8 protein-coding genes are annotated in these 12,370 nt (G+C 42.9%); 4 read left to right on the top strand and 4 right to left on the bottom strand.

The window, feature by feature from the left end:
• Complete coding sequence (locus TRESU_RS13690; protein WP_013702780.1) at positions 1-525, bottom strand: hypothetical protein; 525 nt, start codon at positions 523-525, stop codon at positions 1-3.
• A 239-nt stretch (positions 526-764) separates the two neighbouring features.
• Between TRESU_RS13690 and TRESU_RS13685 the strand changes: the two genes are divergently transcribed.
• From TRESU_RS13685 to TRESU_RS13670, 4 genes are read left to right on the top strand one after another with little or no spacing between them, the layout of a single operon-like run.
• Positions 765-1,382 carry a VirB8 family type IV secretion system protein gene (locus tag TRESU_RS13685; protein WP_281054716.1) on the top strand — a complete coding sequence of 206 codons (618 nt, stop codon included), beginning with the start codon at positions 765-767 and terminating at the stop codon, positions 1,380-1,382.
• A gap of 40 nt (positions 1,383-1,422) precedes the next feature.
• Positions 1,423-2,502 carry a TrbG/VirB9 family P-type conjugative transfer protein gene (locus tag TRESU_RS13680; protein ID WP_013702779.1) on the top strand — a complete coding sequence of 360 codons (1,080 nt, stop codon included), beginning with the start codon at positions 1,423-1,425 and terminating at the stop codon, positions 2,500-2,502.
• Positions 2,499-3,935: a TraB/TrbI/VirB10 family type IV secretion system protein gene (locus TRESU_RS13675; RefSeq protein WP_013702778.1), complete on the top strand. Its 1,437-nt coding sequence runs from the start codon at positions 2,499-2,501 to the stop codon at positions 3,933-3,935. Before TRESU_RS13680 ends, TRESU_RS13675 begins: the two co-directional genes overlap by 4 nt.
• Positions 3,936-3,982: 47 nt before the next feature.
• A complete protein-coding gene (locus tag TRESU_RS13670) occupies positions 3,983-9,910 on the top strand; it encodes an Ig-like domain-containing protein (protein ID WP_013702777.1) in 5,928 nt (1,975 codons plus the stop codon).
• Positions 9,911-10,639: 729 nt separating this feature from the next.
• Here TRESU_RS13670 and TRESU_RS13660 read toward each other — a convergent pair.
• The 3 genes from TRESU_RS13660 to TRESU_RS15745 all read right to left on the bottom strand — a co-directional run bounded on the left by TRESU_RS13660 (position 10,640) and on the right by TRESU_RS15745 (position 12,358).
• Complete coding sequence (locus tag TRESU_RS13660; protein WP_148228350.1) at positions 10,640-10,945, bottom strand: hypothetical protein; 306 nt, start codon at positions 10,943-10,945, stop codon at positions 10,640-10,642.
• Between the two features lie 214 nt (positions 10,946-11,159).
• A complete protein-coding gene (locus TRESU_RS13655; RefSeq protein WP_013702776.1) occupies positions 11,160-12,041 on the bottom strand; it encodes an IS3 family transposase in 882 nt (293 codons plus the stop codon).
• 26 nt (positions 12,042-12,067) lie between these two features.
• Positions 12,068-12,358, bottom strand: coding sequence for a transposase (locus tag TRESU_RS15745; protein WP_013702691.1), 291 nt, complete (start codon positions 12,356-12,358; stop codon positions 12,068-12,070).
• Positions 12,359-12,370 lie beyond the last annotated feature (12 nt).

Genomic DNA, 12,370 nt, shown 5'->3' with positions numbered 1-12,370 from the left:
TTAAGCCTCCTCTGAAAAATATTTTTTTATAAGATTGATAGCAGAGTAACTATCAATAAACATATTCTGGTCGTCAATATTCTGAGCATTTAGAGTTTCTCTGTAATGTTCAACAAGATTTGTCTTTGCCTTAAACTGAACAAAACCTTCATTTCCAACATCCCAGCTTAATTTGCAAGCGATTGCAAACAAATGAGCACCAACACCTTGATAAATACCATGGCTTCCTCTATTAGAGGGAGAAGATTCTACAACATCAACATGAGTATAAAGTTGATTACGAATATGTTTTAGTGCTATTAAGCCTTGTCTTTCATTTGTGTCTTTTAACAAAAGTTCGTAAACTTCGTATCCATTTGAGTGAGGAATGCTCCAATCAAAAAGCCAGCCAGCTATTTTCAAATTTTCTGCTTCAGCCTTTGTAATTGTTTTTGAAATAAGGCGATATTGAGTATCTTTTTCTTGTCCTGTTGCCCGTTCTACAAGGCAATTGGTTAGTCCGTCAATTTCAATATCAATTTCCATATCCGATTCCCCTAGGCTTCATTATAGCATAGAAACTGAATTTTGTCAGACTTTAAGAAGAATGTGAATGATTTATGTACTAAATGAAATATTGACTAAAAGCCCGCTTTTAGATATTCTGAAAAATGTACTGACCTGCCCAGGGAGGTACATTGAGTTCAAAAAATTTCTTGCCGAAGGGAACCAACGCAACCCCTTTCAATCCGTAGCTCCAGCACTTTGACTATATTTGCGGTCAGGTGCAGCAGGAGAATCGGATTTTGAAATTTGTGGTTATTGTGGCTACCCTTTCTTTTTTTCTTTCCATCGGAATCACCATTTTTGCTGTCAGTCGCCCAGATTCAATTCCCGTACTTGTTACGATGAATGATTTTGGCGAAACGCAGTACATCGGTCCTGTTTCCCGCAGAAACTATCAGAACTTCAATGTTCCCGAAGTTGCGATTCAGGCACAGGTCAAAGAATTCATCAGCCTTACGAACACGCTTTCCACTGATAAGATAGTGATGAAAAAATCTGTTGCAAAAACTTATCATCTTCTGACTTCAACAACAGCACAGAAGTATTCAACGCTTGTCCGTGAAAACAATCCTTTCAAAGATTTCGGGAATCGCACGAAGGAAGTTATTTTCCAGACCGAACCGTTAAAGCTTTCCGCAGACACTTATCAGGTTGATTATCAGATTATTACCCGCCAGCTTTCCGGGCAGATGATGAGCGATGAATCGTTCCGTGCGGTTATTACGGTCAAAATGCTCCAGCCTTCGGACGAGGACATCAAGGATAATCCGCTTGGAATCTACATCACAGCTTTTGATATGAAGCCGATTGAAAACACATCAACAAAAACAAAATAAGTCACAAATCAAAAAAAATACATCAAGAGGAGTACAACCAATGAAAAGAAAACTTGCATATGTGCTTATGGTAAGCGTTCTGCTTACCTCATGCACGACCACACAGAACATGGAACTTCCCAACAACTTTAAGTTGGAGTCACCAAAAGCCGCTCGTTCCATTGAGGAAGAAGAGCAGCTTAACGAAGCTGACGAAAAGAACTTTCTGACACAAGAAGAATTGAAGGTACAGGATGTTGAGGAAACAGTAGTATATGTGGACCGTCCTGTTTATGTTCCTGAACAGCACGACAATCCCGAAACTGAAAATAAAAAGCTCACGGGCTATGATGCGGTAACTGACAGCCAGAAGCGGGCTACACAGAAGCCGGAGCATTATAAAAGTGGGACATTCTTCTATCAGTTCAATGATAACTTTGTCTTCGAAGTCTACGCCCAGCCTTATCATCTTACGGACATTGTTCTGGAAGAAGGCGAAGTCGTTATTGGAACTCCCCTGCTTTCGGAGGATGAATCGGTCTGGGAGTTGACGGCGGGAGTTGCAAAAAATCCAATTACAGGAAAGGATGTGCAGCATCTTTTCGTAAAACCAGCCTATTCAAAGCAGGACTCCTCTCTTGTGATTATTACAGACCGTCGTGTTTATCATTTCCGCTTGCGTTCGTTTTCGGATACGCACATGGCTATGGTGAAGTTCTCATACCCGCTTGAAAAGAATGTCTGGGCAAAGAAGGAAGACCCGAATAAAGGTCGTGAGATTATAAGCGACTATCTGCGGGTATCAAATCCTGAGCTTCTTTCCTTCGACTACAAAATCAAATATTCGCGATTCAAAAAGCCGGAGTTTTTGCCGAACCGCATTTATGACGACGGACAGTGCACCTATATTCAAGTTGAGCCGGTTGTCCTTCAGAAAAAGCTGCCTGTTCTGTTTAATGAGAAAAACGAAATCGTGAATTACAGCGTTCATAAAAACACTTTCGTGATTCCTCGCCTTATCAACAAGATCACACTCAGACTTGGGAAAGAAAAGGTTGTGGTTGAAAAGAAAGTCACGAAGAAAACCGACTTGGAAAAGACTGAACCAACGGAAGAATCTGAGGCTGGAGGTGATGAATGAGCGAAAATGAATCACCTGAAAATCAGACAGAGGAATTGACGGCTCAAAGTGGAGAAGAAAAAGCGGATGAGCTTTTAGAAGAAGAACTGTACGCAGACGAGGACGAAGATGAGCTTATGCCTCCGGAAGAGGAAAATGAGGCTCGTATGCTCAACACCGGGACGATAATCGGTGTAATTATGGTGGGCGTTCTTGTGATTTTTCTGATTGCCTTTGTTGCGATGAACGCTGGAAGCTGGAAGCGAAAGCAGCAGGATTCAAGTGAACTCGACAAGGCTGGAACTAAGACAGTGATTGAGTTTAAGGACAAGTCGCCTGTTGATTTTTCGTCTGGAAATTCTGAAAAGTCTGATTCTAGCGAAACCGAAAAGTCGGAAAAGGAAATAGATGATATTCTAGAAACTTTGCCCGCAGAGTTCCAGCTTCCGCAGCATGGAGAAGTCGGAACCGCACCTGTTTCGTCAGTCGGAAGCAAGTCAAATTACAAATCTGACAGACCTGATACCCGTAATTCAAAATCCCCAAGAAAGATTGAAGGGCTTGCAGCTCTGGATTATTCAAGCCAGCAGCAGAACGGAAATCTTGTTTCGCAGATTATGAGCGGGAATTATGGCACGAATGCCAGCGGACAAAGAATGAGTCGTGAAGAATTCATTGCACAGCAGATGGCACAGACACAGAGCTTACAGAACTTGCTTTATGGAAACGGAGCGTTCGGAAATGGGATAGCTTCTACAGGCTCAACTACCCCCGCTACAAATGCTTACGACACCAACCGCGAAAACTTCTTCAATTCTGGAGCTGGAAGTACTGGCGGTAAGTATCTGAGCAAGGCATCTCTCTGGGACGGAGCGATTATCTCAGGCGCACTGGTTACGGCAATCAACACGGATAATCCCGGCGTGGTAATTGCCCGCGTAACCGAGAATGTGTATTCAAGCCAGGATCATTCTTTTCTTTTGATTCCAGAAGGTTCGCTCTTGATGGCAACATACAATTCATCTGTGAGCTACGGGCAGAAGGATGTTCAGGTCGCATGGAATCTGCTTATCCGTCCGGATAATTACCGGGTTCAGCTTGGAAATATGAACGGCGTAAATGCTCAGGGAGCGAGCGGTTATCGCGGAAGTGTTTCAAATCATCCGTTCGAGACGCTTAAAGCTCTCGGAATGATTGCGATGTTCAGCATTATCCAGACGGAAATTTCAAATGACATCAATTCGCAGAATAACGAGTATCTCAAAAACTCAATGACAGATGTTTACGCCGAAGCGAGCAAGATGGGAAACAAAATATTGAATAAGGCTTTGGATATAAAACCAACAATCAAAATCAAGGAGGGCACGGAAATCAAACTGATTACAAACACGCCGCTGGAGCTTCCGCCTGTGGAAATCCCTGTGGCACAGGAACGGTATGTAAGAACACGATAGTTCCAAACTAAAACGAGATTATTTTTTTACATCACGAGGAGTACTTAATGAAAATCTCAAATATAAAACTCAGGCTTGCAGGCGTTTTGTCGCTTGCAAGTTTTACTCTTGGCTTACCGTCATGTAGCTTTTTCAACAGCTTTGATGAAAGCCCTGCAGCAAAAGTAATCGAAATCAATTCGCTTTCGCTTGCAAAGACTGCTTTGGAAACGCAGATTGGGGCGATGGAATATGTTTCTGTTTCGGTAAAGCCGAGCAAGGAACAGAAAAACATCACGCTTAAATGGGATTATGACGCTTCGATTATCGAGTGCGACAAATCATCTAATTGGGGCGTTACAATCAAGGGCTTGGCAGAAGGTCAGACTTCGCTCCGTTGCTCTTACGGCGGTTATGAGGCACATTGTCTTGTTACGGTAAAGGGCTTTGCAGAAAACTACGAGGTCACGACAGAGCCGTATATCTATCCAAATTATTCAGTCTTGCAGACTTCACCGGGCGTGAGTGAAAAGGTATTTGTCTCACTTTATGGCGGCGATGTTTCGGATATTGATGGTTATACCTGGACCGTAGACAATCCTGCAGTCGCTTCGATTCAGCCGACAGGTCAGTATTGTATGATTACGGCAAAGGATGCCGGATATGCAAGAATCAAAATCACGCACACAAAGGCAGCTTATCCATATTACATGGGCGTGTATGTCTTTGCGGACGCAACCGAAGTAAGTTACATCACCACAAGCAACAACATTGTAACGATGAACCAGGACGATGGAGACAAGGCAATCTCAGTTTCACTTGTGAACGGTAAAGAAGGTTTGCTCGACAGCCAGTTTGCGTGGGAAATCATCAACGAGAAAGATGAGGAAAGCCCGATTAGTCTGAGCTTTAACGGAAATAATGCAGTAATCAGCCCTAAGCATGGTGGAAGCTGCACTTTGCGAGTAACTCACCCGGATTCAGCCTACCCGCTTGATATTCTGTGCCGTGTAATTTCAATAGTAAAAAATGTGTATATCCAGCCAAGCACAACCGTTGTCACTTTGACTGGAGTGACCGAACAGACTATAACAAGCGAGCTTGTTAATCTGAACGCCGGTGAATACAACATAGACGGTTTCAAATATATTCTTGACGATTACAATGTTGCAGAAATAGTTGGTTCTGTCGGGAATCAGGTAACGCTCAAAGGTGTGGCTAACGGTTCCTGCAAGCTGATTATTTCTCACGAAAAGAGTGAGTACAGCCGTGAAGTTCTTGTGATTGCAAATGGTCAGCTCAAAGACGCAGTGGACGCAAGTTGTTATATCACGACAAGCCAGAACTATATCAGAACAAAAGTCGGAGCAGCAGGTCAGACTATCAATATTTCGCTTAAAGGTGGAGAAGACGGCGATGAATCAGGCTTTATGTGGAGCGTAAAAAGCACCACTGCGGACGGTAGCACAGGAAAGGTTATCAACCTTGAAACTGCCAACGGCTCTGTCTTCCATACTTCCGCACGTGCCGCTGCCGCAACCTATTCTTATGGCTCAGCTTATCTTGAACCGCTTGCTGAAGGAACTGCGGTAATCACTATCACACATCCGAAAATCCTCTACCCTACTGAGATTCTGGTAAAGGTTCTGAATAAGGACGCTATTTTGGAAGAGCCGCTTTATTTTACAGGCGAAGGGCTTCTTCGTATCTTGAACGGGGAGTCAAAGGACTATACCGTACAGCTTCGTGGAAATAATAAAAATCTTTCTGATGATTCCGGTATTACCTGGAGCATTGATGATTCGCGTCTTTCTGCTACAGGAAACGGAAACATTGCAACGGTAAAAGCTCCCGCTCATGGAAGTGGAAGCACAATCAGTCATTTGAATGCACATCACAATAAGGCAGAATCAGATAAAACAGTTCTTGTTATGACGGCGGATGATGAAGAAACGCTGATGAACATGAAAGCCCTTTATGCGGACAAGCTCTATTATAACTTCACCGTTGGGAATGAAGTTACGGTAGTATGCAGTCATGCGGGATTTGAAAATGAAGGTGCATCCGAAGAAGAGTATGTGGAGTATGATTTCTCTCAGTTCAAGTGGACTATTTCTGATCCGTCAGTAATCAGCGTGACTAAAAACAATGATTATCCTCTTGCCTGTACGGTAAAAGGATTGAAGAGCGGAAAGTCAAAACTCACGGGAAGCATCATAGACAATGGAACGACCTATTCATGTGAATTCACGATGACAGTTTATCCGGAAGGAGCTGTTCAGACTGAGCCTGAGATTTATTTCACCACCACACAGAATATCGTGACTTTGGGCGGAGCGGGAAATTCAGCGAAAGTATTTGTAACCGCAATCAGTCTTCCTTCAAGCGAGTATTCTAACATCAGCTGGAAGAGCGAGAATGAGAGCGTTGCGACAGTGATTTCTAACGGAACGAGCGCGACAATTACGGCAGTCAGCGAGGGTGAGAGCGTTATAAAAGTTACACACCCGGACAGCCAGAACACGATTAAAATCTATGTCCGTGTTGGAAGTGAATATGTTATCCCGGAAGTTGAGCCTGTTGTTTATATTTCGTCTCAGGACGTTCTTACCATGCTCCGAGACGAGCCTTCACAGAAACTACAGGCAACGCTGGTAAATTATTCAGAAACAGACACAAGCGGATTCAGTTTTTCTATTGATAATGATTCCATTGCACAGATTTATGCCCAATCAGAAAGCGGAGTTGCGTACATAAAGCCGGTTTCCAGCGGTCAGGCAGAAATCACCATTACGCACATAAAGACAGACATAAGCAAGAAAGTTCTTGTTGTTGTCGGAAACAGTGCGGAAGAACTTGCGGGCTACACATATCTCACAACATCTAACAATGTTGTTGCGATTGGTGAGGGAAACACAAGAACCGTAACCGTGAGCGTGAAGAACTCTGATACCGTGATTGTTGACGGCTACACCTGGACTTCGAGCAATCCTGCTATTGCGGATGTAACTTCGAGCGGTGCAACGGCCATGTTCAAAGGAAACAAAATCGGAACTGCTATCATCACAGTAACGAACAAGAGTTGCACCTACTCTTTGCAGATTATCGCACAGGTAATAGACCCGATTGCGGCGAGTGCAAATCCGTATATCCAGCTCACATCAAGTGTAATGACGCTTACCTGCGGAACAAGCTACACTTCGATTACTGCAGAACTTGTGGGAGGAAGTGAAAGCGACAAGAGTGATTTTATCTGGCAGTCGAATGACTCAAAGATTGCTATAGTTTATGGTCAGAATGAGATAGGAAAAGTCCGTGCATTGGCAGCTGGGACAACATACATCACCGTAAGCCATCCGAAAGCCGCCTACTCTGCTCAGATTCTTGTTGTGTGTGATGAAGAGAAGAAGAGCGACTGTTACATCACCGTTCCTTCTTCGATTGTCACCATGAAGCCGACAGATTCAGCGCAGACAATTACCGCAAGTCTTGTGAACGGAGAAGCAACCGATAAATACAATTTCTCCTGGTCGCTTGATGTTTATGACATCATTGATTTCCAGTATTCAGCCAATGTCTGCACTATCACGCCGAAGCAGACCGGAAGCGTTACGATTACAATCACTCACCCCAAGGCGGCATACAATCAGCAGGTGATTGTGAATGTTCAGCAGTATTCGACATTCGCATTCCCGCAGCAGAATATGACGATTACGCATGGAGAAGTGAGCTTTGTTTCAATGCAGGTTCCGAATACGAATGTTGCGACTCACATTGAATACTCGGTTGAAAATGGCAATATCTGTTCTGTAAAAGGCACAAAGACAACAGCCCAGATAACGGCAGTGGGTGCCGAAACGACAACAGTAAAGGCTCGCCTCATCGCTTCAAGCAGCGGTGCGGAACAGGCAAGTACGGAGATGATGGTGTATGTTAAGGAAAAAGAAGTGAACGCCGTCTATATCACTGCAAGCTCTACCGTCACCACGCTCAAAAAAGGAAAATCACAGACTCTCAGCGCGACACTCACGGGAACAGGTGTTGTATCAAGCGATGTCTATAACCTCAAATGGTCTACGAGCGACAGCGACATAGTTCAGGTGACAGGAATCGGTAGTGACGGTTCTGTTATCGGACAAAGCATTTACATCACGGCATTAAAACCAGGAGAAGCTGTTATCACCTGCAGCCATCCGAAAGCCGCAAGCACATTGCAGTTCTATGTGGTGGTTCCGGGAAGTGCCGAGAAGCTGATTACCCTTAACAAAACCTACATTACGCTGGTAAAAGGCTCAAGCGGAACTCCGTTAAAGGCAAGCATTGAGAATTCAGAAAGTCAGCGGGATTATTACGATATTATCTGGACTGCCGAGGAAGTGAACGGCTCTGAAATCTGCCGCATTATGGGGAACGGTCAGAATGTTACGGTCTACCCTATTAAGCCTGGTCAGACAAGTGTAACAGCCCAGCTTCCAGATTCAGATGTAGTTGCAAAATGCACGGTCATTGTCGAAGCCGGAAAGAGCTTCGTGTTTGAATCAAGCGTTCGAAGTATTCAGCCAAAGCATACGGTAACGGTAAAATACACCGTAAGTCCGCCGGACTCAGTTCTTACATGGACAACTGCACAGACAGAAGATTTCTTTGAATATCACGATAACGGATGTGATGCAAACGGTAACGGAAGCGTTGATATTATCGGAAATGAAAGAAACAAGATTGGAAGCGGCACCCTCACCTGCATTTCAAGCGAAGGAGCAAAGGGAATGCTGAATGTCAAAGTCGCATGGGATTACGATCTCAGCATCAAAGGAGTCACTGCATTCACCATCACGCCGGATGAAAAACGCACTTTTGAATACTCGGTGAACCCTGCTGATGCAGACATCATAGTCGTTTCCAGTGAGTTGAACACCACTTTTGGCTATGAAAAGAAGGATAACGGTGACGGAAGTGGAACAATCACAATCAAACCTTTCCATGAGAATCAGCGGGAGACAACGATTGATATTATTGCGACAAATCCGAAGAATAATGACGAGGAGATTGGCAGAAAGACAATAAAGGCTCGTTTTGTGTATAAGAGCGTTGATCCAAAGATTCAGTTCCTTTCGAGTGACGGAAGATGGACTAACTGGAGCGGAGAGAACAATCTTCTTTCGATGGGAGACGGAGAAACAGCCCGACTGAAAGTCTACATTGACAATGAAAAGGCGGATGCCTCTATCACAAAAGTAGAATTTGTTCCTCAAAGCGCAAACGGAAAATCCATGACTCTTTCTCAGGAAAGTTCAGGAGCCTCCGAAAAAGTTGTGAGACTTTCACACCCGACAGATTCAATCGTCTACAACTATCGAATCGATAAACTTCTGGTTCCGTATATCGGCGGAAAAGAAATCAACTGGATGAGCAACATCACCTGGCGAGCGGATTACTGGTCTCACAGCCATACATTCTCCAGCACGACCTATGATGATTTTATCATGCTCTGTACCAAATCTGGCTATAACAGAGGAAGTCAGCCAACAGGATTCAACCAGAATGATTCGGAAGGACCCTCAAATGGAATCTACGGATATTTTATGGATGATAACGGCACATCGTTCAGTTTGACTGGAAACTGGGAGGTAAAAGAAGATGAATCATGGATAGGAAGGATTCTAACTCAGGAAGAACTGAAAAACTATGCCTGGCTCTATTTCCCGGGAACTCCAGTCGGTTATAAGAATACATTTGATTTCACATATAATGATATTGCGACAGGAGCAATAAGCCGAGGTTCTTACGGAAAAGGCGCTCTCGTTGACAGCATGGACGGCAGAATCATGACCGAAAATGTAAGCATCAGCACAGTTCCAAGCACTGATACTACCGTGCAGAGCGGTTCAGGCTTCGTAGGCTATCTGGTAGTCTATGTCCGTCACAACGGTTCGGATAAAGATACCAAAGTGTATGTGAACCTTGATATCCGCAACTGCGAGAAGGGGTACAGGTAAGCGTTAAAAAAACTGCTTGCTGAGGAATTCAAGTACATTCAGAGCCTTGTCTCCAATGCTTCTGTTGTAAGGTACGAATTCCCGGCAAGAATCATAAATCACTTGAACATCTAAAATACCCTTTTTCTCATTTTTGACAAAAAGGGATTTTGGAACTTCATAGCCACCACACAATACGGAAGATTCATAATTACTGCTTGGACTTTCTGTGCAGATGTAGTGAAAATAATCTGGTCCGGGTGTTTCTCAAACACATTATTCAGAATAGATTTGAGCGTGGTTTCATCAATACCATTCGGACTGCCAATATATGCTTCATCATTCGCAAAACAAGAGTCACATTTTTCTTCAATTTTCTTTTAGCGGTATAAACTGAGTAGCCTTCTGGGTTGAGCCGATTATGAGCGTGATGGTGATCATGTTCAACATTATGACTAATTCTACATTAAGTATCCATCGACAAACTCAAAAGCACAAGTTGTTATTCAGGCATAAAAAAGTTTTCTTATACGAATTGCGCATTACAAAAAAAGTAAGCGTCAATTTTGACGCTTACGGTTCTAATAGTCTGATAGGGCGGAAAATTGACGCTTACGAAAGTGCTATGCCTGCTGCAGATGGATTATTTGAATGATAACTTTTTTATATGTAGTTCTCATGATAAATTTTAAATAAAGTAACTCTATGGAGAACGTTTGTCATATTTTATAATAATTTAGCAAGTTGAGATTATTGTTTTGGTTTTATATTTTGAAAATATGGTAAGACACCAGATATTTTATTTGTACGAGGGTTAGTTTCTATATTATAGTTTATTTCCCAAGATATTAATTTCGGTTGTTTATTTCTCTGATTTTTTGGATATTGAATTAAATAATTATTATTTTGTTTAATAAATATACCTGATGGTAATTCATATTCATTAGGCAAAAAATTGATTGTTGTATTAAATGCCAATTCAAATAAATCCTTATTTAAATGTTGCTCATTTACTTTCTCAGCTGTCAGTTTTATATGTGGAAAAGTTGTTTGCAAACATTTAAACAACTTTTCTTGATATAAAAATATGTGAGCAATTAATTTCCTAATGATAAAATCATATGAAAAACCAGTTTGAAATCCATGCCATTTTTTATGAATATCTTGATTTGGACCAATTGATTTATCATGAAGAACAGTACCAAAATAAAAACTTGGAATAGTAAGCTAAGCCCTTTGTCCAGACATTTTGTCTGAAAAATAACGAATTTTATGCAGCCATCTTGTTGATGATTGCCGAAGGAAAACTTCCTTCCCTGTATACTTCGTCAGGAGTCTTGTAATCCAAGCCCTGATGAATTCTTTCATTGTTGAAGAACCTCACGAATTCTCCAAGCAGTTTTCGGAGTTCTTCTTCGGATCTGTAATCCCGGAGAAAAATCCATTCATATTTCAAAGTACGCCAGGTTCGCTCTACAAAGATGTTGTCCTTGCATCTTCCGATTCCGTCCATGCTGATTTCAACATTGTAGGATTTCAGAAGCCCGATGAACTCTCCGCTGGTATACTGGGAACCGCAGTCCGTGTTGAATACTGCCGGAACCCCGTATTTCTCAAAGGCTTCCCTCACGCATTCCAGGCAGAAATCTGTCCTCATGCTGTCCGAGAGCCGCCAGCTCAGAATCTTCCGGCTGTACAAATCAATCACGGCCGTAAAATACATCATGCCCCATGGAGTCTTGATGTAAGTGATGTCTGTCGCCATTACCTGGTTCGGGAACGCGATGAACTTGTTCCGCAAGAGGTACGGGAACTTTCCGTATGGCGCTTTTCCGCTTCTTGTGGTCTTGAAGACAGGCTTCTGGCCTTTGATTCCAAGTTCCTTGTACAGGTTGCGGATAAACTTTTCTCCAGCCCAGTCGTACCCGAGTCTTTTCAGATGCTTTGACATCTTTTTGTAACCATAGGTACTGTGAGTTGACCACTCATTGATTACAATTTTTGCACGATTGAACCTTGTTTTGTTTTCCCCAGCCTTCTTTTTCTGTCGTTCTGCTTCAAATCTGCGGCGCTCATAGTAAGTTGCCCGTGGAAGTTTCAGTATCCGGCACTGTTCAAGTACAGACAGCCCGACTCCATTTTTGTCATGCATATCTTTTTGAACAAGCTGCCATGATGCTAGTCCAGATGAAGCTTTTTTTTTAGCAAGTCAACCTCGAGCTGTTTCTTTCCTAATGAGGCGAGCATTTCATCCTGCTTTGCCCGTAGCCTTTCATTCTCTTCACGGAGGGCTTTCTGTTCGTCTGTCTCAAGTTTTCCTTCCAGAAACTGCTCCATCCATTCAGACAGTGTGCTTGGTGCAATGCTGTACTTTGCAGCGACCTCCGCCTCTTTAGCTCTCTTTTTAAGAGCCTCTTTTGCGACTTCGAGTTTGAACTTGTCTGAAAAATCCTTTCTTTTTCTTCCCATGAATTTGTCCTA

It is taken from the genome of Treponema succinifaciens DSM 2489 (assembly GCF_000195275.1).
GTDB classification, from domain to species: Bacteria; Spirochaetota; Spirochaetia; order Treponematales; family Treponemataceae; genus Treponema_D; species Treponema_D succinifaciens.
The sequence above is the reverse complement of the archived record's forward strand: the minus strand, read 5'-3'. Positions and strand labels throughout refer to the sequence as shown.

Excerpts from the sequence above, each read along its gene's own strand:
- TRESU_RS13690 (WP_013702780.1), bottom strand. The coding sequence starts at position 525 with ATGGAAATTGATATTGAAATTGACGGACTAACCAATTGCCTTGTAGAA.
- TRESU_RS13680 (WP_013702779.1), top strand. The coding sequence starts at position 1,423 with ATGAAAAGAAAACTTGCATATGTGCTTATGGTAAGCGTTCTGCTTACC.
- TRESU_RS13675 (WP_013702778.1), top strand. The coding sequence starts at position 2,499 with ATGAGCGAAAATGAATCACCTGAAAATCAGACAGAGGAATTGACGGCT.
- TRESU_RS13670 (WP_013702777.1), top strand. The coding sequence starts at position 3,983 with ATGAAAATCTCAAATATAAAACTCAGGCTTGCAGGCGTTTTGTCGCTT.
- TRESU_RS13655 (WP_013702776.1), bottom strand. The coding sequence starts at position 12,041 with ATGCATGACAAAAATGGAGTCGGGCTGTCTGTACTTGAACAGTGCCGG.
- TRESU_RS15745 (WP_013702691.1), bottom strand. The coding sequence starts at position 12,358 with ATGGGAAGAAAAAGAAAGGATTTTTCAGACAAGTTCAAACTCGAAGTC.